At 42.1% G+C, this 24,489-nt stretch carries 16 protein-coding genes; 8 read left to right on the forward strand and 8 right to left on the reverse strand.

Going from position 1 to position 24,489, the window contains the following annotated elements:
- Nucleotides 1-85 precede the first annotated feature (85 nt).
- Nucleotides 86-1,177, reverse strand: a complete 1,092-nt coding sequence (gene hydE / locus AB6811_RS01095) for a [FeFe] hydrogenase H-cluster radical SAM maturase HydE (protein WP_369488353.1) — start codon at nt 1,175-1,177, stop codon at nt 86-88.
- An 81-nt stretch (nt 1,178-1,258) separates the two neighbouring features.
- Here hydE and AB6811_RS01100 point away from each other — a divergent pair, with 81 nt between their 5' ends.
- Entirely contained in the window at nt 1,259-1,951 is a 693-nt protein-coding gene (locus tag AB6811_RS01100) for a hypothetical protein (RefSeq protein ID WP_369488354.1), read from the forward strand.
- On the opposite strand, the gene AB6811_RS01105 is transcribed toward AB6811_RS01100, so the two are convergent.
- Both AB6811_RS01105 and AB6811_RS01110 read right to left on the reverse strand, forming a co-directional pair.
- Nucleotides 1,948-2,343, reverse strand: coding sequence for a DUF1987 domain-containing protein (locus AB6811_RS01105; RefSeq protein ID WP_369488355.1), 396 nt, complete (start codon nt 2,341-2,343; stop codon nt 1,948-1,950). The genes AB6811_RS01100 and AB6811_RS01105 overlap by 4 nt on opposite strands.
- 320 nt (nt 2,344-2,663) lie before the next feature.
- Nucleotides 2,664-3,035, reverse strand: coding sequence for a DMT family protein (locus AB6811_RS01110; protein ID WP_369488356.1), 372 nt, complete (start codon nt 3,033-3,035; stop codon nt 2,664-2,666).
- A gap of 151 nt (nt 3,036-3,186) precedes the next feature.
- On the opposite strand from AB6811_RS01110, the gene AB6811_RS01115 reads away from it, so the two are divergent.
- Genes AB6811_RS01115 through AB6811_RS01130 form a run of 4 tightly spaced genes read left to right on the forward strand, consistent with a single transcriptional unit; the run spans nt 3,187 to nt 5,499 of the window.
- A complete protein-coding gene (locus AB6811_RS01115) occupies nt 3,187-4,065 on the forward strand; it encodes a YicC/YloC family endoribonuclease (protein WP_369488357.1) in 879 nt (292 codons plus the stop codon).
- Nucleotides 4,066-4,068: 3 nt separating this feature from the next.
- Nucleotides 4,069-4,641: a guanylate kinase gene (gene gmk, locus AB6811_RS01120; RefSeq protein WP_369488358.1), complete on the forward strand. Its 573-nt coding sequence runs from the start codon at nt 4,069-4,071 to the stop codon at nt 4,639-4,641.
- Nucleotides 4,638-5,240, forward strand: coding sequence for a nicotinate (nicotinamide) nucleotide adenylyltransferase (nadD, locus tag AB6811_RS01125; RefSeq protein WP_369488359.1), 603 nt, complete (start codon nt 4,638-4,640; stop codon nt 5,238-5,240). The genes gmk and nadD overlap by 4 nt, the downstream gene beginning before the upstream one ends.
- A gap of 1 nt (nt 5,241) precedes the next feature.
- Nucleotides 5,242-5,499 (forward strand): tetratricopeptide repeat protein, encoded by a 258-nt coding sequence (locus AB6811_RS01130; RefSeq protein WP_369488360.1) that lies wholly within the window; start codon nt 5,242-5,244, stop codon nt 5,497-5,499.
- Here the strand turns inward: AB6811_RS01130 and AB6811_RS01135 are convergent.
- Genes AB6811_RS01135 through AB6811_RS01145 form a run of 3 tightly spaced genes read right to left on the reverse strand, consistent with a single transcriptional unit; the run spans nt 5,496 to nt 10,971 of the window.
- Nucleotides 5,496-6,836 (reverse strand): TolC family protein, encoded by a 1,341-nt coding sequence (locus tag AB6811_RS01135; RefSeq protein ID WP_369488361.1) that lies wholly within the window; start codon nt 6,834-6,836, stop codon nt 5,496-5,498. The genes AB6811_RS01130 and AB6811_RS01135 overlap by 4 nt on opposite strands.
- Complete coding sequence (locus tag AB6811_RS01140) at nt 6,823-9,885, reverse strand: efflux RND transporter permease subunit (RefSeq protein WP_369488362.1); 3,063 nt, start codon at nt 9,883-9,885, stop codon at nt 6,823-6,825. The genes AB6811_RS01135 and AB6811_RS01140 overlap by 14 nt, the downstream gene beginning before the upstream one ends.
- Before the next feature lie 27 nt (nt 9,886-9,912).
- Nucleotides 9,913-10,971 carry an efflux RND transporter periplasmic adaptor subunit gene (locus tag AB6811_RS01145; RefSeq protein ID WP_369488363.1) on the reverse strand — a complete coding sequence of 353 codons (1,059 nt, stop codon included), beginning with the start codon at nt 10,969-10,971 and terminating at the stop codon, nt 9,913-9,915.
- Between the two features lie 195 nt (nt 10,972-11,166).
- On the opposite strand from AB6811_RS01145, the gene AB6811_RS01150 reads away from it, so the two are divergent.
- Genes AB6811_RS01150 through AB6811_RS01160 form a run of 3 tightly spaced genes read left to right on the forward strand, consistent with a single transcriptional unit; the run spans nt 11,167 to nt 21,884 of the window.
- On the forward strand, nt 11,167-18,102 hold the full coding sequence (locus AB6811_RS01150; RefSeq protein ID WP_369488364.1) for a hypothetical protein: 6,936 nt from the start codon (nt 11,167-11,169) through the stop codon (nt 18,100-18,102).
- Nucleotides 18,103-18,122: 20 nt separating this feature from the next.
- Complete coding sequence (locus AB6811_RS01155; RefSeq protein WP_369488365.1) at nt 18,123-19,763, forward strand: hypothetical protein; 1,641 nt, start codon at nt 18,123-18,125, stop codon at nt 19,761-19,763.
- Between the two features lie 12 nt (nt 19,764-19,775).
- Entirely contained in the window at nt 19,776-21,884 is a 2,109-nt protein-coding gene (locus AB6811_RS01160) for a fibronectin type III domain-containing protein (protein WP_369488366.1), read from the forward strand.
- A gap of 186 nt (nt 21,885-22,070) precedes the next feature.
- Here AB6811_RS01160 and AB6811_RS01165 read toward each other — a convergent pair whose 3' ends face one another.
- Together AB6811_RS01165 and AB6811_RS01170 are read right to left on the reverse strand one after the other, a co-directional pair.
- Entirely contained in the window at nt 22,071-22,919 is an 849-nt protein-coding gene (locus AB6811_RS01165; protein WP_369488367.1) for a phytoene/squalene synthase family protein, read from the reverse strand.
- A complete protein-coding gene (locus AB6811_RS01170; RefSeq protein ID WP_369488368.1) occupies nt 22,900-24,387 on the reverse strand; it encodes a phytoene desaturase family protein in 1,488 nt (495 codons plus the stop codon). The genes AB6811_RS01165 and AB6811_RS01170 overlap by 20 nt, the downstream gene beginning before the upstream one ends.
- Nucleotides 24,388-24,489 lie beyond the last annotated feature (102 nt).

The raw sequence follows: 24,489 nt of genomic DNA on the forward strand, positions 1-24,489 counted from the left end.
AAAATTATTTACTTTTTGGGAAACTACCAAAAATAGAAGCAATTAATTGAAAAATTTTAGGTAAAATCCAATTGGATTGTCCTTACTATATAGTCGTATCGTTTCTTCTCCGGTAAAAGTGTCTTGAGTTCCCATGCTCACCATATCCAATTTCATCGCCGGTTAGCTGAATACGTGCTTCGAGGCAATTCTTGCAATCATCGGCAGCATCGTCGGTGCAGGGTTTGTTCTCGTATAGCTTGTAATCGTTACGGTAGGCACCGGGAGTTATGTTTGGCATAACGATATTAGCTCCCACTTTTATGGCCTTTTCTCTACCAAGAGGGTCAATAGCCTGAAGTGCGGTTGGCGCAGCAATGTTGATATCCTTCATGAGGATTCGAAGCAAGGCTGTCATTTTAAGAGCCAGGTTAAAGCGTTCGGTAAGCGGAAGAAGTTTATCTCGATACTGGTAAAGTGGGGTATCGGGGTGTTCAACGTAAGGGCCCATGCCAACCATGTCCACATCTATTTCCTGCATCCAAAGCAGGTCGTCGGCAAGGTGCTCTAGGGTTTGAAAAGGCAGCCCAATCATTACCCCTGTTCCAACCTGATATCCTACACGTCGGAGGGCCTTCAGGCATTCCAGCCGTTCGTCAAAATCGTGATGCTTATCGTTGGGATGAAGCTTTGCATAGAGTTCACGGTTCGAGGCCTCAATGCGGAGCAGGTAACGAATGGCTCCTTTGTTAAACCATCGCCGGTATGTTTCCTCGGTCTGCTCACCAAGCGAAAGTGTAATTCCCAGCTCATGGTTTGTGGCTTTGTTGATTTTATCCAGTAGGTTTTCTATTCTATCAACAAACTCTTTAGTGCTTACCTCGCCAGTTTGAATGGCAATGCTTCCGTAACGGTTTTCCCAGGCAAATTTGGCTGCCTCAATTACCTCATCGTCAGTTAAATTATACCGATGAACGTTGGTATTGCCAGAACGGATGCCGCAGTACAAACAGTTTTTACGGCAAATATTCGACATTTCAATTAGACCTCTGAAGTAAACCTTGCGTCCAATATACTTAGCCTTTACCTCAGCAGCCTTTGTGAAAAGCTTTGTTTTTTCCTCACCCTCGCAGCCCAAGAGGTATACGAGTTCTTCCTTATTTAAATTATCTTTATTTAAAAGATTATCGATAATCATTGTAAATTGGTTTGTATTTTTTCCTAAGTTTACCAGCTAAAATGGTGGTTGGTAATCCTTTGCAAAAATAATTTAATTCCCATGGAACGAGCTAAGGCAATAGGTCAAATAATAGCTGTTATAAAACAGCTCAAAAAGGAAACGGATGAGCTATTTGCACCTGAGAATATTATTAACCATTCGGAATTGCTCATTGAGGAGTATTTCCAGCAACTTTTCAATCCGTTTTTAAAAAAGGTTAAAGCCGAAATCCGTTCTTTGCCGTTGGATGAGTATTTACCCATTGAGCTGGACTCATGGATTAGAATACTAAAAATGAAACTAGTTGCCATTGAGCGCGGTGAGTACACCGAGAAGTATGCCGAGGTGCTATATATCAAGCAAAGGTTTTACCCGGAGCTAATTGATGTTTTAAAGGAGTTGCAGCTTGAGGCACTTGAAGCCGAATTTGATGCTCGTGTTGATAGGGAGCAACTATCAAAGCCAATTCTTGGCCCTAACACCATAGTTCTCTCCATTGAATCGGTAGCTATGCTTATTGCCATGCTATACAACTTCAATATCATTTCGGGTGCGGTTCCCATTGATGATATTTGCAGGAGTTTTGCCGCGATGACAGGGTATAATGCAGGCGAACTGAAACAGCTGCTTAGGTTTGATGAGGAGAATGGCCGATTAACATCAATAGTAAAAGCCGAGGATATGGATGTGCTGCTTAAGCTATTGCGGAGTATTGTGGCAAGAATCGAGAACTTACGTCAGTATACCGATTAGTTATAGGGTATGCATTTGTAGGGCAGGTTGATATCGGGTAGTTCAAACAGAACTACACCCTCATGGAGCAGTTCCTCATCCTCCTCATGGTAGTTCCATATAACCTCAACTTCAAAGTTTGCGCTTCGAAACGACGATATTTTTCTTAAAACGTCGCGGAGATACTTGTATGAAGTAGAGTTGATATACCTAAAGTTAAGGTCAACTATGATTTTCGATGGCTCTTGGTTTTTGATGAACTCATAGTATTCATCGAGCCAATCGAGTATTTGCTGGTAAAATTCCTTGGCATTCTCCGGGTGCGAAATGCCGGAAATGGAAAATACTTTAGTGTCAGGGTTGAAGTATATTTCGGGTGAATCAATCTCAGCCTCTATTCTTAAAGCTTTCATTGCTCCTTTTTCAATTAACAACGTAAAATTAAACCTTTACCGTTATTAATAGCAAAGTTTTAACAATATCTTTGATGAAAATAAAAAATAAATGGGTGAAGCTATAAACCTTTTGGGTAAAATATCATCAATAATAAAACACTTTTTAACTATTTGATGGTAGTTAAAATTAATTTTGGTTTAATATTTGTAGTATACACATTAGCTTCCGGCACTTTCATGGAGAGTTGGTTAGTTAGTTCATGGAAGCTTTCGATTTTCGGGTAAAATCGAAGTGTTTGGGGCGAAGGAGGTCAACTTGACCTCCTTCATTTCATTAATTACTTCTTGAAAATAAAGTAAACCGCTAGTATCAGAAACCCAAATCCTATTATGTGGTTTGTGCGAATTGTCTCTGTTTTAAAAGCAAAAAGGGTAAAGCCCATAAATATTACCAGTGTAATAGCCTCCTGAATCACCTTAAGTTCAACAAGCGAAAAGGGGCCGCCATTCTCTCTGAAACCTAGACGGTTAGCGGGAACCTGAAAAAAGTATTCGAATAGGGCTATGCCCCAGCTAATAAGAACTATCCCCACTAAGCTTAAGTTCTCAAACCATTTCATATCCTTGAACTTCAGGTGCCCATACCAGGCTAATGTCATAAATGTGTTTGACAGCACTAGTAGCAGTATGGTGATTAAGCCTCTAGTCATATGATTTTTACTAAAAAATTGGATGCAAAATTATAGGTTGTTTTAAAATGCATTGAGTATAAACTCTTTTTATCCTATAATTTTAAGCTAATTCTTGTTAATAGTCTATCAATTTTTCGATACTTTTGTGGTGATATTTAAATATACTTGCATGCTAGTATCGATGACCGGCTATGGAAAAGCCGAAAGGGTTTTTGGAAACAAAAAAATTGTTGTTGAGGTCCGTTCACTTAACTCAAAGCAGTTCGATTTTAACCTCCGCTTGCCAGCTATTTACCGTGAACTGGAGATGGAAATCAGAACTAAAGCCGCCAAGGAGTTAGAGCGCGGAAAAGTTGATATGTCCATTAGCATTGAGGAGACTGCCGAGTCGCAGGCCATACCCATAAACGATTCCGTTTTTATGGCTTACTACCGGCAGCTAAGCGATATTGCTTCAAAAAATAGCATTAGCTTCAACCCTGCTGAGGTTGTTCCAGCCATACTCCGATTGCCTGAGGTTATTAGGGCACAGAAGGAAGAGATTGCCCCCGAAGAGCTTGACGCAGTTTTGCAGGCATGCGCTGAAGCGTTGAACGCCTTAATTCAATTCCGAAAGCAGGAGGGCGCAATTCTTGAAAAGGATTTACTGAGCCGAGTTAACCTGATACTTGATTACTTGCAAAGGGTTGAACCTTTTGAAAAGCAGCGCATTCACGATGTGCGTAAACGGATTTCGGATAGTTTAAAGCAGATTGATGCCAATATTAAGGTTGACGACAACCGTTTTGAGCAGGAGGTTATTTACTACCTTGAAAAGCTTGACATTACGGAGGAGAAAGTACGTTTGCGACAGCATTGTAGCTACTTTACGGAAACAGTTAACCAGCCTGAATCGGTTGGACGTAAGCTTGGGTTTATAGCCCAGGAAATGGGACGCGAAATAAACACTCTGGGATCAAAGGCAAACAATGCCGAAATCCAAAAAATTGTGGTGATGATGAAGGATGAGCTTGAGAAAATCAAGGAGCAATCGTTAAACATCTTGTAGGTAATGGAAGGCAAGCTATTAATATTTTCAGCCCCTTCGGGTGCAGGTAAAACTACCATTGTAAGGCATTTGTTGGAAAAATTCCCGCAACTTGAATTTTCGGTATCGGCTTGCAGCCGAATGCCCCGCAACGGAGAGGTTAACGGTAAGGATTACTACTTCCTTACTGTTGATGAATTCCGCAATAGGATTGAGAAAGGCGAATTTGTGGAGTGGGAAGAGGTTTATCCAGGGTCATACTACGGAACGCTGTGGTCTGAAGTTAAACGTATCTGGGACAAAGGACACCATGTGATGTTCGATGTTGATGTTAAAGGAGGTGTTAACCTCAAGCGGAAGTTTCCGAATAACTCGTTGGCAGTATTTGTGATGCCTCCTTCCATTGACGAACTGCGAGAACGACTCCTTAAAAGGGGAACAGAAACCGAGGAGTCGCTAAAGGTGCGTATTGGTAAAGCACAGGAGGAAATGACCTATGCAAATCAGTTCGATTATGTATTAACCAATAATCAGGTAGAAACTGCATTTGCCGAGGCTGAGCGTATAGTTGAAAATTTTTTATTGAAAAAATTATGAAAGTAGGACTATTCTTTGGGTCGTTTAACCCAATACACACGGGGCATCTGGTAATAGCCGAATATATACTTGAGTTTTCCGATTTATCGGAGATATGGTTTGTGGTTAGCCCACAAAATCCGCTAAAAAGCCCTGAAGATTTGGAAAAGGATGAGCATAGGTTAAACATGGCTCGTTTAGCTGTGCACGAGAACAATAAAAGGCTTAAGGTTTGCGATATTGAAATGTCCATGCCTCGCCCTTCCTACACCATCGATACCTTAAAAAAACTTGGCGAACTTTATCCAGGAAATGAGTTTGCTTTGATTATTGGTTCCGATACGCTTCAGACCCTCCCGCAATGGAAAAGCTACAAGGAATTGGTATCCAACTATGACTTTTTGGTGTATCCCCGTGAATGTAACGCTTACAAGCAAGATTTTCCTACTGAAAGGTTTAGCCTGGTTGATGCACCAATTATCGGTATTTCCTCCACTCACATACGTTCAATTATTGCAAAAGGCAAGGATGTTTTGGGGTATGTACCCGATGATGTATGGGACTACATTGAGCGGCATGGACTATACGGTTACAAGGGGATAAAGATTTCAAATTTATAGAATGAAAGAGTTTGAGGATTTGCTTCAGGAAGGAAGGCTTGCTGAGGCCGAGGAGTTACTTTTAACACTGGATCAAGCTGACGATATCGTTTTGTATAGCTGGGGCCGCTTGTATTCCAGAAAAGGAGAGGAAGCAAAGGCCATTTCGTACTACGCTAAAGCATTAGAGATTAACCCTAATAACGAGGAGGCCCGGGTAAGACTCGAGATTGCAAGAGAAATATTCTCGTTTCGCGATCCAAACCTATACAACCATTAGGGCATCTGCAAATTCCCTATTAGGACCTGAATTGCAATTTCAGCCGATTTGGCTTGTATTAAGGCATTTTGATACCTAAACTCAGCATTAAGGTAACGGATTTGGGCGTCGCGTAGTTCAAGGTCACTTATTAGCCCAACACGATACTTCTCAATGGAGATATCGGAGTTTTGCTTTGCCAGTAGTGCCGATTTTTTTTCAATCTCTACCAGGTTTGTTGCCAGCAGCAGATTGTTTGTAAGCCTTACGGCTTCGGCAGTTAAATCATTCTCCAACGCCTGTAGATTAAATTGCTGATTCTCCATGTAGATGCGAGCATTGGCAATGTTCCTGTTTACATTGAACCCATTGAATAGTGGAATGCCAAGTGTAACTCCGTACGAAGGTCCTATGTTCCGGGAAAGGGTGGTTGACCCATCAGGTGTGTTGCTTTGACTAAAATTATAAGCGGATGAGAGAGTAAGACGAGGATATCGTGAGGCTTGAGCTTCCTTAATGGCAATTTGCTTTAAACGTAAATTTAACCGTGAAATAAGCAACTCCTTGTTGTTGCTTTTGAGCATGGTAATTACTGAATCCTGATTGTAAAGCTTTACTTCAGGGATTTTACTTTCAATTTCAAATTGAATAGATGGATCGCGCCCAAGCAGCTTGTTCAGGGTAATGGTAAGGTCTTTAATCCTGTTAATTTGCCTTAACACTTGAGTTGAATCGGTTCTGTAATCAACCTCAGCTTGCATAACGGCAAGCAGGTAACTGGTACCAATGGCTGCTTTTTCGCGGGCAATATTAAGCCTATCGGCTGAGAGGCGCAAAATCTCTTTATAAATATCGAGCAGCTGCTTTTCGGCCGAAAGGGTATAGTAGTTAACAATAATATCCGATACCACATCCTCAACCTTAAGCTGATAAGCGATGCTGTTTATTCCCTCCAGTGTGCTTAGTCGCTGGCGGTTGGCAAACATGGCAAAACCATCAAAGACTGTCCAGGAAAGTTGAACCCCTCCATAAACTGAAGTGGTTTGATAGTTTTTTGTTTCGTTAACCTCGCCGGTTGCCAGTTCCTGGCGAATATTGTAGTTGCTTCCGCTGGCCGAAGAACTAATATCTACTTTAGGAAGGAATCCTGCTGCCCCTAAGGTGTTGTTGGTTCGAGCTACTAGTTCCTCGTTTCGGGCTATTCTAAGGGAGAAGTTGTTCTCCAACCCAATCTTAATGGCATCGGAAATTTTGAGTGTATCAGCTGATTGTGCATGTGAGGCTGAAAATGAGCTTGTAATAAACAAAAGCAATATCGATATAGTCTGTAATCTATTTTTTGTTTTACTCCTCATCATGGCGGATAACATTTGGTTTTTTTGTTGAAACATAGGTGTAAAGTGCTGGTATTACGTATAGCGTTAGAATAAGAGCAAAGAGTAATCCTCCAATAATGGTAACCCCCATTGGGATGCGGCTTGTTGATGCGGCTCCTAATGCCAAGGCAATGGGCAATGTTCCGAAAATGGTGGCAAGGCTGGTCATAAGAATGGGACGTAGCCTCTGCTTAGCGGCAAACGTAACTGCTTCAAATTTATTCATGCCCGCAATCTTTTTCTGGTTGGCGAATTCAACAATCAGAATACCATTTTTGGTAACAATTCCAACCAGCACAATTATTCCAATCTGGCTGAAAATGTTAAGGGTGTGTCCTAACATCCACAACGACAGAACTGCCCCAGCCAAAGCGAGTGGAACTGTAAACATAATGATAAGTGGGTCACGAAAACTTTCGAACTGTGCTGCCAAAACCAGGTAAACAAGAATTAGCGCAAGAAGAAACGCAAAGTATAGGCTGTTGGAGCTTTCCTCAAACTGCTGCGAGATGCCGGTTAAAGTAGTGGAGAAACTATCGTCGAGTACTTCCTTGGAAATCTCACGCATGGCATCAATGCCTTGCCCTAATGTATAACCAGGTGCCGGCGATGCGCTGAATGTTGCCGAAATGTAACGGTTGTACCTGTAGCGCTGTGGAGGAATACTCTGCTCGCTGGTTCTGATTAGCGAACCTAAATCGACAAGGTTCCCCTTTGTGCTCCGCACGTATATGTTTTTTAAGTCATCGGGATCATCGCGGAATGGCCTGTCGGCTTGGCCTATTACGTAGTATTGCTTCCCATTCCGAATAAAGAAACCGTAGCGCTGTCCGCTGAAGTAAAGCTGAAGGGCATCGGCAATATCCCTTACGGTAACACCTGAGGCCCTTGCCTTATCGCGGTCAATTTCAACAACAAGCTCAGGTTTATTAAACTTAAGGTTGACATCAACCACCTGGAAGCGTTCATCGGCCTGTGCCCGGGCTAAAAATTCGGGTACAACCTGCTTTAGCTTTTCAAAGTTTGGTGCCTGCACCACAAACTGAACCGGTAAACCACCTCCTCTTCCTGTTCTAATAGTTTGATCCTGTATTACATACGATTGGGCAAAAGTTTTAGAGCGGACGTATGATGATATTTGATCGGCAAGCTGCGCCTGTGAACGTTCACGTTCATTGGGCTGAGTAAGCAGTAGCCGAACAAATCCTCTATTTGTACCACCTCCCCAACCGGGAGCCGATAGAGCTATCATGGCCTTTTTCTCAGGGATTGTATCAACATACGAGGCGATATCGTAAATGTACTCGTCGATAGCTTCAAACGAAGTACCCTCAGGTGCAGTAACATTTATCAACAGTCTGCCTTTGTCCTCCATTGGAGCTAACTCCGAAGGAATACGGCTGCCTATAATAAAAATAATGAATAGTGAGATGCCCATAACCACAAATGCCAACCACCTGCGGTTTATAAATGATTGTAACGATCTTCCGTAATACTCCGATAGCCAGCTGATCCCCTGGCCAATGGCAGCCATCATTTTTCCTTCCTTTTGCGTTCTGGTCAAAAGGCGAGTACTCATCATTGGGGTAAGAGTAAGCGATACAATTGACGAAATTACTACAGCGGCTGCCACAACTACTCCAAACTCGCGGAAAAGACGACCTGTGATGCCTTGTAGAAATACAATTGGCATGAATACCGCAACTAGAGTGATAGTTGTGGAGATAATGGCAAAGAAAATCTCCTTACTACCAGTGTATCCAGCTTTATAGTTATCCATGCCATGCTCAATTTTGGAGTAGATGTTCTCCATAACAACAATGGCATCGTCAACTACAATACCAGTGGCAAGAACTACACCTAATAGAGTTAGAATATTTATGGTAAAGCCAAAAAGGTACATCACAAAAAAGGTTCCTATTAACGAAATGGGAATGGCAATAATTGGAATTAAGGTAGTGCGCCAGTTTCGCAGAAAAATAAAAATAACAAGAACAACGAGCATGAACGCCAGAAGAATGGTTTCCTCAACCTCAGAAATTGCCTTGCGGATATTTATTGTTGAATCGTAAGCGTAATTTAGGGTGATATCCTCGGGCAATTCCTTACGGAGCTGCTCAACACGCTTGTAAGCCTCATCGGCAATGTTGATGTAGTTTGCACCGGGCTGTGGGGTTAGCGCAACGCCAACCATAGGGATCAGCCCATTACCACGGAGTAGCGTTCGTTCATTCTCTGGGGCATAATCGGCTTTGCCTACATCCTTAACCCTAACGGGCACGTTATTGGTGTATTTAATGATCAGGTTGTTAAACTCCTCGGGTGTTTCGAGTCGACCGAGGGTTCGGATTGAAAGAGTGGTTTGGTAACCCTCAATCATACCGGTAGGAAGTTCAACGTTCTCGCGCGAAAGCGCATTGCGAATATCGGAAGGTGTTACATTGAACGCAGCCAGCTTTTTCGGGTCGAGGTATAATCGCATGGCGTAGCGTTTTTCGCCCCATATATTTACCAGACTGACGCCCTGAATGGTTTGCAATCGTTCCTTAACCACATTATTGGCAATGTCAGTTAGTTCAAGTAAATCGCGTTTGGTACTTTGAACCGTAACGGTCAGAATGGTTTCCGCATTGGCGTCAGCTTTGCTTATAATGGGTGGGTCAGCGTCGGGGGGAAGGTTACGAATGGCACGCGAAACACGGTCGCGCACATCGTTGGCGGCATTATCCATATCAATCCCCAGTTCAAACTCAACGGTGATACTACTACGACCATCGGAACTTGATGAAGTAATGCTTTTTATACCGTCAATCCCATTTATTTGAGCCTCAAGAGGCTCAGTGATTTGTGCCTCAATAACTGCTGAGTTAGCCCCAACATACGATGTGGAAACCGTAACCACGGGCGGGTCTACACTGGGGTATTCCCTAACACCGAGGTAAGTAAAGCCGATTACACCAAAAAGAATAATTACTATTGAAACCACCGATGCCAGAACTGGCCTATTTATGCTTACTGTTGAGATGTTCACTTTGGTAACCTTGTTTAGTTAAAACTTTTAGTTTTGCTTGATGTTAATGCTAACAGGCATACCGTCTCGCACAGAGGTCAAACCCGATATTATTAAGCTATCGCCGGCATTTAAGCCATCAATTACCTCAACCGTAGTACCCGTCCGTTCACCCAACCTTACCTGAACACGCTTAGCTTTACCCTGGGAGTATATAAAAACATTTTGGATATCCATGTCGGGAACAATTGCCCTAGGCGGTATAAGTATTGAACGAGGACTTTTCTCAAAAACCAGGGTTGCTCTGACGTAGGAGCCAGGTATTATCTGATTACTCTTGTTTTCGGCAATTGCCCTAACCTTAAGCGAGCGTGTTTCAGGGTCTATTTGGGCATCGGTAGCGTAAACCTTTGCAGGGTATTGTGTTTGTCCATCACCGGCTGTAAACTTTACCTCCATGTTATTGGATACTAAACTGGCGTAACGCTCCGGTATGGCAAATTCCAACTTCAAAGGGTTATCCTGAACCAGTGTGGCAATGGTTGTGTTTACCGATACAAATGCACCCGGACTAACGTAGCGCAAGCCTATTCGTCCTTCGAAGGGAGCACGCACTTCAGCTTTTTCCAACATCGCTTTCGATTGGGCTATATCGGCCCTGATGGCTTCAAGCTTATTAAGCGATGTTTCATACTCCTGAACACTTATGGCATTTATCTCGAGCATGCGCTTTTTGCGTTGCTCATCGTCGGCGGCAAGCTTCTCCTCAATTACCCTTCGTTGGAGTAGCGCTTTAATATCGGCATCGTTAATCCGTGCAAGTAGTTGCCCTTTGCGTACCATTGCTCCCTCAGCTATGTTTAGCTCAACAATTTTTCCTGCCATTTCGGAGCGTAGCTCAACCCACTCGTTTGGGAGAATGGTGCCAGGAACCGTGATAGTCCTTTCATATTCAGAGTATCCAACTATAATTCCATCAACTACTATTGCCTGCCGGCTGCGACCATCGCTAGGCTTTTTTCCCTTATCCGATTTACTGCACGATATGCTTGCCACTGTAAGTAATACAAGCAAAAGTTGATGGTATGTAAAAATTTTTCTTCTCATTTCCGTTTATTTATTTCTGAAATTTATGACTAATTTTTATCTAAAAGGATTAACCAAAAAAATGTTTAAAAAATTTTCAACTTGACTCATATTTCACTTTTGTTTAAATTTACTTTATAAAATTGAAAAGGATTGTTAAACAGTTATTTACAATTTATCTAAATAAATAAAAAAATAACCTAAGTATCTCAGCAGATGAAAAGCTTCATTAAATTAACAATCTGTGGGCTATTGGTATTAGCGAGTTATTACTCAAATTCACAGGTTGATGTAAAGATGATTCTCCGTAATCCAATTCCATCGGAGATCAGCGAATGGGTAAATGACCCTTCCATTTTCCAGCTGGTAATAACAAACATGGGCAACGATGAGTATCCCAATTGTACCGCTGGTTTTACCTTAACCAATGAAAAAGGGAAGGTGATAGCTAGTACAAAAACAGGCAGCAGGTATTTGCCAAGGTTTACCATTTTGAAACCGCCATCGGTTTTAGTACTTAATGGGCCACAGGTACTCAACATGAATGCCATTGAGTACGATAAGAGCATTGAGCAGGTTGCTCTCAACACTAATGCTTTACCCGAAGGGAACTATCAATTATGTGTTAGTATATACGATTACCGTGGCAACAACATTACCATTGGGGGTGAATACTGTATGAGTATTATCACACAAATTCCTGAACCTCCCACAATTATTTCACCATCGGATAATGAGATTTTATCGACCACTATTCCTATTTTCCGCTGGATGCCGGTTACAAACTATAACCCTCGGTCTGTTCAGCCTCGATATAAAATTAAAGTTTGCCCGGTATTTAAAGGGCAAACTCCCCGAACAGCAATTGAAGTTAATCCTGTTCTTTTTGAAAAGAACGATATTGCAACAACCTTTTATCAGGCAATTCCGGGAGATTTACCTTTTGATTTTTACCCGCAGGTAACACAGTACGCCTTGATAGTGCAGGCATTCGACACGTATGGTAAACCAATAGGAGGGAACCAGGGTAGGAGTGAGGTTGCCACTTTTAGGATAGAAAGCGATGAGCAAGGGTTTACTATTGATAACATTTATCCTATTGATGGCGATACTTTGCCTTGGGCACACCCTCAGCTTGTTGCAAACATATCTCCGTTTGGTACAAACGTTACCCAGGTTGCCCTTCAGCTAACTCTCAGGGAAGATGGTTCATCCACAACGTACTCGTACCCCAAGGTTATGTCTTATTCATCGCAACAGTTCGAAAGCCCTATTACTCCCGAATTGGCAGGAGTGGTTGTGTGTAACTATTCAGGTGGTGCTATTGCACCATTCATGGCTGCTTTAAAGCAAGGGAAAAAATATTACTGGAAGGTTGATGCAACAATTACAACCGCCGACGGTAAAACCACAACCGTTCATTCAAGGGAAACATCTTTTACAGTAGGCTTAGGGAAGGCAAAGAACTTAAAACCAGCGGCCGATACTTTAATGGAAATTGGCAAAGGTGTAGAGCTATCTTTTGAGGTTGATAAACCTCAGCAACTTAACTATCCAAATTACACCCTTTTTAACGTTCCATTTTTCAACGGTGCTTATGCCACAACTAGGGCTACAGCAAAAATTATGTTTGAAGTATCAAAAAAGCAATCGTTCGATTCGTTAGTTTACCAATCCAGTATTACACTTCCAACAACGGGTCACTATTCAACAGGCAGCGATTGTTCAGAATTTTACCAAAGAGTAAACCACAGGATTAGCCAGCTATCGGATACAGGGAAGTATTACTGGCGAGTAAAGTTCCTTGACCCAATTGACGATGCTTACTATACATCACAGCCTGAAAGTTTTAGGTTGGTTGCCGATAGCTTAACATCGTGTTTTGCTATGAATGTTGATAGGCCAACAAATAATGGAACATGGACTGAAGGCGACAAGCCAACTTTTGCAGTAAATATTAAACCTGGCATCAAAAAGAATTATGTTACAGGCGGACGGTTGAGAGTATGGAAAATGACATCAGAATCGCAAAGCATTGCTGATGCCAAAAAGGAGAAGCCCGTTTTTGATGAAAGCTTTACAGGCAATGAGAGCAGCAAAATAGTTGAGCTTTCAACCGACTTGAACGGCTATACCCGTTGGGATTTACCTTTTGTGAATGGCGACTCAAATTCTAAGGAGTTCAAGGGTGATGATAATACTTACTACACATGGAACTTCCGGTTGAACTACAACAAAGATTCAATTAGAACCGATGGTTGCAAGTGCAAAGCCGATTCAGTAATATCGAATCAAGGCGTATTTCAGATTAAAACATCGGCAAAGGATGAGAACACTTGCCCTGGCAATTGCTTTGCCGAAGCACCTACCAATACTACGCCTGGCACGCAAACACTTGCTAAGGATAGCACGGTTACCATTGGGAATTTCACCATGAAATTGATTAGTGTAAGCGGCACCCCCGCTTCGCTTACAGGTGAGGGTTCAATCGAAGTTCCATACCTAAGAGCTCCAATTCTAGTTGAGTTTTCAAATATTAAAGTTAATAGCGATAATAAGGTATACCAAGGCGAGGTGTTTGCTAAAATAGATCCTGCAGCACCTTACTCAAAAGCCGATGGAAATGACTTTGAAGGAAAAGTTCTTGGTTGGAGCGATAATTTGTTGCAAAGTACTTACAACCTTTCAGCAAGCGCTGGGCGACTGGTTAGTGCCCTTGTAAATACAAACCCCGTTAGCCTTCCGCTTGGACTTGACCGCGATTTTGATGGGTACAAATCGATTGTAGCCATTATAGCAATGAAATTTACACCAACCCAGGCAGTGTTAAATGCTGCCACCTGGGTAGAACTTCCATCGTTGGGGCCTGATGTGGGTTTTGGTTTTGGTGCTAAAAACCTTTGTTTCCACAAGGATGGACTTGCCGGCATGAAACGTGCCGAGCTTTACCTTGTACGCGACTTTGGTTATCAATCGGGTGAAAGTTGGAGTTTCCTATTCAAATCGCCAACCCCTACCGATTCAGGAACCTATGCAAAATGGGACTGTAAAGGTTTACATCACATTGAGGTAAAGGCAGAGGTTGAGTTCCCCAAAACCTGGTTAAAGATGGCCAACACCGACGACTCGTTGCGAAACGTAAAAGCTTACTTTGCCGGGAGGGCAGAAAAGAACGGAAATTCATGGGGGTGGATACTAAACGCGAATATGGATGAGTGCGAGTTTACTCAACTACCCGGATTTAAGATGAAGGTAAATAGCATGGTGTTCGATTATACAACCATCCGAAATCCTGAAAGCATTTCATTCCCTACAGGCTATACGGGCGATAAGACAAATACTTGGAAAGGTTTTTACATTAAGAATGCCGAGGTTACACTTCCCGATAATTTAAAAACATTTGACGATGCAAATCCTAAAATACAGGTTTCAAACCTGATTATCGACCGTAATGGTGTTACAGGCAAGCTATATGCTGAGAATCTTTTCCAGGAATTTGATGGTGACTTTGGGGGGTGGGGAGGAAGTATTGATACTCTCAAGGCGGAGATGATTAATAACACTCCTATAAATTGGCGAATGAGGGGTAGGATTAAAACCTCGTTTACCGACACCCTGTTTGTTTACAATGGACTCTACAACCGTAGCGTGAACCAGGACAATAACACCATTAGTAAAGACTATAATCTCGAGTTAGTTGTAAACACTGAACATGGTTATGAGCGGGAAATACCCATATCATGGCTTCCGACCAAAATGAAAATTGAACCAGCAACTTCAATCAAGGTAACCTACGATAAAAAAGATGTTAAAGCCGAGGCCAATATCAATGCGACTTTATCGTTTGAGGGTTCTAATGATATTTTGTCGAAATTAGATTTTAAGGGTATAAAGGTTGAGGGGCTTAAGTTTAAAACAACTGAACCATACGTTGAGAATGGTAATTGGGATTTTGCAAGCCCACAGCACTCCTTGGCCGGATTCCCAGTTAATATTGATGGCGTAAGTTCAGTAACTCGTTTTAGCGATGGTGCTTTTGGACCAGGAATTCGTTTCATCCTGAATATTGGTTTACAACCAGGAAGTAATGCGGTGAATGGCACTACAACTTTAACTTTGTGGAGTAAGTTGCTAAATGAACAAGGGCGGCAGCGCTTTGTTTTTGATGGGGTTGAACTCGATTCAATTGGCGTAAACGCCGATTTGGGTGCTGTTAAAGTGCGTGGGGGTTTGAACCTTTTCCAATCCGATGCCACCTATGGCGATGGTTACCGAGGGGTTGTAACAGCAAGCTTTATCGATAAAATAACGGCCTCGGCAACTGCCCAGTTTGGAATGGTTAACAATTTTAGATACTGGTATATCGATGCCAAAACCATATTGCCTACAGGACTGCCAGTATTTTCAAATTTTGCTGTATATGGTTTTGGCGGAGGAGCTTGGTATAAGATGCGCCGTTCCGGCACAACAAACCTGGCCGAACAGGCTGCTGCACCCGATAGCAGTAAAAATCCTTTAAAAACCAACTCAGGATTCACCTATGTTCCTGATAACTCAGCTTCGTTAGGGTTATCGGCGCAGGTTGTAATGGGAACACACCCCTCAGCCGAAACCTTTAACGGCGATTTTACCTTGCAGGCACAGTTCCAGAGCGGCGGTGGTTTGGGTACTGTTTCCCTGCTTGGGAATGGATACATGCTTTGCAGTATCAATGAGAGGAACAAAGCCAAAATTCTTGCCGATGCCGATATCACCTATAGCGTTCCTGAACAAACCCTTCATGGTGTTTTTAACGCAAATGTAAATTACCAACCCCTTACGGGGTCAGGGCAAATGGTTATGCACTTTGCACCCGATTTATGGTATGTTAAGTTCGGAGAACCCAATAATCGTATGCGATTAACCTTTGCCGACTGGCTTAGGAGCGATGCTTACCTAATGGTGGGTCAGCAACTACCGCCACCACCCGCATTACCAGTTGAAATACAGCAAGCATTTCCGGGTTATTCTCAAAGTCGGAGCCCCATGATTGAAACGGGGAATGGTATTGCATTAGGTGCAAGCACTGGGTTTAGCACAGGGCGTCAGCAGTATATGATTTTTTACGGCGATGTGGCTGCCCAGGCCGGATACGATATGGCAATGCTTAAGTATAATGGCATTTCATGCGATGGCCGAAGTGGTGAACTGGGTATTAACGGTTGGTATGCAACTGGTCAGGTTTATGCCTACCTTAACGCTTCAATAGGCATGCACGTTGATGTATGGTTTACCAGTGGCGATTATGAAATCCTAAGTTTGAACTCTGCAGCCATGCTCGAGGCTGGATTGCCAAACCCAACCTGGATGAAAGGGGCTATTGGTGGAAATTACAGCATTCTTGGTGGTGCCGTTAAGGGTTATTGCAATTACCGTTTTAGTATGGGCGATGAATGCCAAATGCTAGGCGATAATCCCTTGACTCGTATCGATCTGATTTCGGATATAAGTCCAGTAAGCGGACAAAATGGTGTGGATGTTTCAACTGAAGCCCAGTTGGCTTTGAACTTCAAGCTAAATGAACCTTTCCAGGTTAAGGAGATGACCAATAATGGTCAAACCCGCATACGAACCTTTAGAGTTAAACTGGACAGGTTTAAAATTGCTAAAGCTACCAGTAACGACTCTATACCTGGAAGGTTAAGCATTGATTCCGAAGGATTTTCTGCATACTACAAACCATTCGAAATGCTTGAAGGACATACCAGTTTTAAGGTGATGGCCTCAGTTTACGGCGAAGAACTTGTTAATGGAGCATGGCGCCCAGCTACAAACCAAAACGGACAGGTAATAAAACAGCAGGTTGTAACAACCTTCAAAACAGGCTCTAGACCCGACCGAATTACTGAGCAAAATGTTGCCTACAGCTACCCGGTTATGGGGCACCAATATTTCTTACAGGACGAATGCCGAGCCGGGAGGGTTCAGCTAAAATCGGGACAAAGCTACTTGTTCCAACCCCGTGAGGGTTACGATGTGCAATTCATTGCACGTTTTATGCCTACCGATATTGCTTTAACACCAGTTGATGTGCCGCTTACTTATAACGCTTCAACCAACACTTTGCTCTTTGATATTCCTAATCTGATCAACAGTAAATCATACTACATTCAGTTTATTAGGAAGGAGATTCCAAACGATCCAAACCTGGCTCGGATGCTTGAGTTAGGTCAGCAATTTATAAATAGCGGTGGAATAAACTCGACTTTATCAGTAAGCGAAACAAGCATCTATAACAGAGGTGGATCCCAGGTAAATCTGGTTAGGAGAACTATTAATCAAAATTCAAATCTTACATCGGGTGAGAGGTTGCTTTATGCAGTATGGTTCTCTACTAGCAGGTTTAATACGCTGAGCCAAAAGTTGGCGACATTTAATCATGTTTCAACATCGGCTGAGGTAAATGGTAATTTTGAACGGCTTACCGCAAATTACCATGGGAGTGAGTGTTTCGATAAGTTTGATTTTACTCCAATTACCTGGGTTTCTTCAGGAACTGTTAATAGATTTGGCCCGCTTGTTAGGATTAACGCATCGGAGCGCAATTCCCAATGGCATAACCAGTTTGCCAACCCATTGGTTTACGATGAAATTGAATGGATGAAAAGCAATGGATACTGGAGTGGCCCGATTAGATATAACCAGTATTTGAGCGATCCTTCTTTAAATTTTGTTGACATCGATTTTAATACAGGCATGCCAGTTTCAGTGAATTCACTTGGTCAACCATTTGGAATTGGAGGAAGTGGTGGCGCTGGACAATCAGCTACTGGTGCGGCTGCTGTTGTTCAAAGCGGGTTTTTTACCTCGTCGCAACCGCAAAATTTAAATTTGTTCCAGTCGTCTTCAACTCCTTACCTCAAGCTAACCTATAACCATGGCATTATTGTCCCTGCCGATTTTATGAGCCTCAGGAATCGGGCGATGGCAACACTATCGAATCCCCTTGTTACCCTTAATGCAGCAAAACGAAGTAGATTAAATTCCATAGTAAATAGGAATTACCAGCGAATGTTCAGGGGAACCTACCCAATTAATTTCTATTACGATTACTTTGGTTGTAGGGTTATTGACACTGAGCCTGTTAACATCAGTAAACCATTTATTTACTAAAAAGCAAATACTTGAATATGATGAAAAGGTATCTGCAAATTAGTATAACAGCCTGTTTGGTTACTTGTTTTATGGAATCTCAGGCTCAGGATGAAACAAAGAAGTCGAGAGTAGATGTTAAAGCATCTGCAACTCTAACCAGCAACTTCTACTCCTCTAGCGGAATTGATCCCCGCCAGCCAGGAAATATGCAGTACGGTATTGTTCGGGCTAGCGTTATGCTTTGGGATATGGTAGAGCTCCCCTTTGAGCTTTACTTTACTACCGGTCAAACCCGATTTCAGCAACCATTTAATCAGTTTGGTGTAAGCCCAAAGATATCGAACTGGCTTACGTTGCATGCAGGCTATTTTTCAACCCGTTTCTCCGATCTTACCTTTGGCGATTTACGTTTGCTGGGTGGTGGTTTTGAGTTAACGCCAGGTAGTTTCAGGTTTAAGGCAGTTTATGGTCGAAGCCGACAGGCTATTGAGCCCGATAAGGTAAGCTTTGCACCGGGAGTGTATAGCCAAAACGCTTATGCAGTATCGTTAGGGTATGGAAATCTTTCCAAATCATACTTTAATATTAACCTATTCCACGCAAAAGACGATTCGACATCGGTAAAAAGCGATTCAGTCAGAGTTATGCCTGCTGAAAATCTTGTTACATCGGTTGATTTTGGCATACGTTTCGGTGAATATGTCACGCTTAGAGGGGAAGGAGCCTTATCGGCTTACTCATCAAACCTTAATTCTGAAAAACTCGATAATGTTAAAGTTGATGTTCCTGAGTTCCTTTTTACTCCCAATGCCTCATCTCGTATCGATGGTGCTGGTATGTTAAGCCTCGATATCAATCCTTCAGCATATTGGTCTGTATCGTTAGGTGCCCGATGGGTTGGCCCGGGGTTTAATACCCTTGGGTATGCTCTAATGCCAAACGATTTGTTGGAGTATTCCCTTTCGCCAAGGTTGCGTCTATTTGGAAATAAATTGATCTTGCGCTCACGCATTGGGTTGCGCTACAATAACCTACGCGATAATCGCATGGCCACCACAAGCAGGTTTACCGGAATGCTAAGTGCTACATATCAGATTACCCGCATGTTTGGTATTGACGGAAACTACAGTAAGAACCAAATAGAGTCAGGGCATAAGATTGATACCCTACGCATATCAAATGTGTTTGACTCATTCACGCTTACTCCTCGATTATCGTTCCAGGCATTAGGGGGTAATAATAACGTTATGCTTACCTTCAGCTATCAGAATTCTTCCGATAAAAACGCATACACACAAAATCTCAATAATGTGAAAACAAGTGGGGTAAATGTGATTCACATTCTGACCTTCCCAAGTTCATTATCGTTAAGTACCACATTACTCTACAATAAAACCGCGATGGATTTATACACCTCCACAATAACGCATTTGAGCGAAACGGTTGGTAAGCGTTTCTTCAAGGATAGGTTAAATACTTCAGCAAGTATAGGAGTAAACTGGGTTGAGGTAACCAATAAAAGCACACAATTGGTATTCAGGGTGAATGCTACTTATAGCTTAAAAAAATATGGTAGTTTAAGTTTTTTTATAACCAACAACAGCTATCGGGGTTATGGCGTAATATCGCAAAACTACAGCGAGATATATGGCAACTTACAGTATAATATCAACTTTTAAAAATCACTAGCAATGAGAACCATTCTAAATATATTTAGTTCCATTTCCATAGTAATTCTGTTGTTACCAGCAAAGGTTCTGCCACAACAAATTGATAAATCGGGAGCAAACCATACCTCCATAAAGCTGATTGCCCGTGCAACATCTGATTCAGTAGTCCTACGTTGGGCCCCAACATCACCAGGAGGATGGTTTATTGCCAATACTGTTGGTTATCGTGTGGAACGATTCATGATGGAGGAGGGAAAAGATATAACCAGCAATGGTTACAAGCCCATTACCCAGGAGCCCATAAAGCCCATGCAGCTCGAAGCGTGGATGAAATATGCCGGCGTAAACAATAAATTTTCGGCTATAGCCGCCCAGGCATTGTATGGTAAATCGTTTATTCCAAGCCCCCTTAAATCGGACAGTCTGATTAATCTAAGGAATGCCGCCGATGAGTTAACAAACCGATACTCATTTGCACTTTTTGCTGCCGATAACGATTTGATTACCGCAAATGCTCTGGGGTTAAGGTTTGTTGATAGAGAGGTTATTCCCAACTGCCGATATATCTATCGGGTAATGTTGGTTGAAGCTACAAAGGCGATGACTTTTGATACAGCATACATAATGGTTGAAACCCAACCAGCCAAGGCTTTGACTTCCCCTGTTGGTTTCAACTATCGGAGCGGCGATGGTTCTATCCAACTTCTATGGCCTAATGCCCTTAACTCTGAGTATATTGGGTATTACCTCTATCGTTCCGATGATGGTGGCAAGACATTTTACGCTAAAAACCAAATGCCAATCGTACATGCTCAAAGTGCTAACCAGGTTGCTTCGGAAAATATACTCTATATCGATACTGCAACCGTAAACTACAAGGTTTACAGCTACCGTTTAGTTGGTGTAACTCCATTTGGAGAGTTAAGTGCACCCGCTGAGATAAAAGCATTCTCCCGCGATCTGACACCACCTGCTGCCCCAATACTGAAAAAAACAGTTCAAATAGCCTCAGGAAAGATTAAACTTTCATGGGATTATAAATCGCAACCTGCCGATTTAAAAGGTTTTGTTATTTCGCAAAGCGATAATGCCAATAACGGATACAGGTTTATTACTAACAAGCCGCTTTCCAAAAACACCCGGGAGTATGTAGTTGATATGGGCGATGATTTTGAGGCATACTTCATGGTAGCCTCTGTAGATACTGCAGGAAATTTGGGTTTTTCGCTTCCAATTTTAGCAACCCTTTCTGAAACTCCTGCTCCAAAAGCGCCACAGGATGTTAAGGGTAAAATCGATAAAAATGGTTATGTAACCCTAACGTGGAAACCCGTTAACTCTAAAAATATTACTGGCTATAGGATTTACAGGTCAAATGACCCTTCGCACGAGTTTATTGCCGTTAATGGCTTAATACATCCCGATACGGTATTTATCGACTCCATTTCGCTTAACACTTTATCAAAGAATATTTTTTACCGGGTTGCCGCTGTGAATAGCAGGTATCAGTATTCTGAACTATCACCAATCCTCAAACTCCGACGTCCCGATTCTAATCCTCCTGCTCCCGCTGTAATTAATGATGTTACTGTTACTGAAAAATCGGTTACTTTACACTGGCATTGTAGTCCAAGCATCGATGTGGCAATTCAACGATTATACCGTAGAACTGATAACGACTCGCAATGGGTTGTTATCGATAGCCTTAAACCGGGCATAAATAAATATGTTGATTTTAAGGTAGTGCCAAAAACAACATACTATTACACCATTGCGAGTGTTGATAGTTCAGGAAATGTATCAAAAATGGCTAATGCCGTTTCGGCTCGCCCATACGATACGGGAAAACGTGAGCCCGTAAAGCAGTTAACCGCGCAGTATGATAGACAAAGTAAATCGGTTACCCTGAAATGGCAATATCCGGGTATTACTGCAACAAGCTATTGGTTTGTAGTGTACAGAGCTAATGGTGATAAAGGTTTTGTTGAACTGAAAGGATTAAAACCCGATATCCTTGAGTTTACTGATACATCACCTTTAAAGGGTTCAAACACGTACGGGATTGTAGTGATGACCAGCGACGGTGGTCAATCGGAAATGGTAGTACAGAAAGTTGTGGTTCCGGATTAAAGGGTTTGAATACTAAGCCCCGCTTTAGGCGGGGCTTACTATTGGTTTTTAGGTTAATTTTACTCAAATCCGTCATTAGAGATTTTACAAATAACGGATTTGGGTTAATTGAATCAATTGTTTTTTGTAATACACCATGAAATTTGACTTTCCGAGATAGTTTCTAATGGTTTATGTGGGCGTACATTAAATCAGCCCAATTTTAACTCCTGCCCAGCTGCTTGCCATGAGTAATGCCTTTTTTGTGTTGCTAATACGGTAACGTTTACCAAGAAGCTTGTGAGGAGGAATCCGTTTAATCTTATGGAAGAGCGAGAGGTAGTATCGGTAAGCTACGTAAACACCTAGCTTGGAATTGCTTTCAAGTTCTTTGATTCCTTCAAGGGCAGCATCAAAATCCGATTGGATATCGGTTTCAATTTCTAGTTTTTTTTCAGGTGTAAAGTTGTTGAAATCAACATTGGGGAAGTAAACCCTACCCAAATCGTTAAAATCCTCGCCCATGTCGCGCAGAAAGTTGATTTTTTGGAATGCAGCGCCAAGCCTCCGGGCTGGTTGGTAAAGCTTTTCATACTTCTGCTGGTTGCCCCTGCAAAAAACTTTTAAGCACATAAGCCCTACCACTTCGGCTGAACCATAAATATACTCACTAATCTTATCCCTATCGTAGATAGCTGGGTTAAGGTCCATTTCCATGCTTTGCAAAAAGGCATCTATCAGGTGTTGGTCAATGTTGTATTTATTGACCACTAGCTGAAAGCTTTGTAGTATTGGGTTTAATGAGATACCTTCCTCGATTGCTTTGTAGGTATCGGCTTTAAAGCGATTAAGGAGTTCGGCCTTATTGTAGGGGTGGAATGAGTCCACAATTTCGTCGGCAAAACGAACAAATCCGTAAATGGCATAAATGGCATCGCGGGTAGGTTTATCAAAAAGGCGTGTGCCCAAGGAAAAACTTGTGCTGTAGCGTTTGGTTGTTATTTTGCTACACTCAAGGCAAACATTATTGTATAGTTCAATTCTTTCGGTCATCATACCGTTTTACAATTTGCTCAACTGTTAATTTTGAACTAATAACTGCCATTGGCAAGCCCGTTCCGGGAATGGTGCTCGATCCCACATAGAATAGGTTTTTGAACATTTCATCGGTATTGTGGGGTCGCATGTAAGCTATTTGGTTTAAATCGTGGGCAAGGCCAAGACCGCTGCCCTTGTACAGGTTAAACATTTTTTGCCAGTGCGCAGGGTTGTAAATAATTTGCGTTTCAACATTTCCGGCAATATCGTAATTAACCCTCTCGCTGAGGTCAACTATGATGTTTTGGGCTAACTCATTGCTATCGGTCCAATCGGGTTTATAGCGTAAGTCGGGAACAGGGCAAAGAATGAAAAGGCTTTCGTTTCCATCAGGGGCAAACTCAGGGTTTGCTTTCGATGGGACATTAACGTAGTAGTAAGGTTTTTCTAAGCTAACCTGATTCTTAAAAATCTTGGAGCTGTATTCCTTAAAGTTAGTTCCCAAAAAGTAGTTGTGAACACTTAAACCATCAATTTTACCTTTTACTCCCAGGTAAACAGTAAAAGGGGCAAGAGTCCATTTCATTCTATCGAGCTTGTTCTCGCTGTAGGCTTTACGCTTAAGTATTGCACCCCTAAACCATGCTGCATCGGCATTTACAACAAAAATGTCAGCACCCCATATGTTGCCATTTTGGTCAATAACACCGGTTAGTTTTCTGTTGGTGTATTTAAAATCAACTATCTCGGTATTGTAGTGGAATTTTACACCCCGCTTTGAGAGAATATCAACAATACCATCAACAATCTTATACATACCACCGCGAACATTATGGTATCCATCGTGCTTCAGCTCAGTATAGGTAAGAATGGAGTAAACCGCAGGGGTATCGAATGGTGTTGCCCCCAGGAAAAATGCCACCAATGAGAAAATCACTTTCACCTCGTAGCTGGTAAACCTTCGGTTAAGCTCATCCCACATCGATTTAACCATTAGAGGAGCATGCCCCCACGGTACGGAAGCTAGTCCTAATGCGTATGAAAGCAAGCTGTTAAAGTTGCGGTGTACAATTCTGTTTTCCACATCGTGGAATAGCTTACCCGTTTTTTCCAGGTATTGGTACATTTTTTCTGCAAAATCGTCTTCAATTCCTTCAAACTCCCTGGCCAGCTTGTGAATATCTTTATGTATTGTAAAAAACTTTTTGGAATTGCTAAAATTTACCTTGTAGAGCGGATCGAGCTCAAAAAAGTCGAAAGGTCTTTCTATTCCACAAAAATCAATAAGTTCCTTAAATTCATAGCTCATGGAAAAGAAAGTAGGCGCCATATCCCAGGTGTAGCCATTGTGTTGCAGCTTATTTAAACGGCCTCCGGGTTGATGGTACTTTTCAATCATTTCCACTTCAAAGCCTAGCGTTGTTAACCTAAGTGCAGTTGATAAACCACCAAGCCCTGTCCCAACAATTACAACTTTCCTTGCCATAAATACTTATTTGCTATTTAAAACACATTAACACACATTAAATATACAATTTTAATTAAATTTACCATGAGTATTAACCAGAAATGCCTTATTTTGTTTAAA

The sequence above is a fragment of the Tenuifilum sp. 4138str genome (assembly GCF_041102575.1).
Taxonomy (GTDB): domain Bacteria; phylum Bacteroidota; class Bacteroidia; order Bacteroidales; family Tenuifilaceae; genus Tenuifilum; species Tenuifilum osseticum.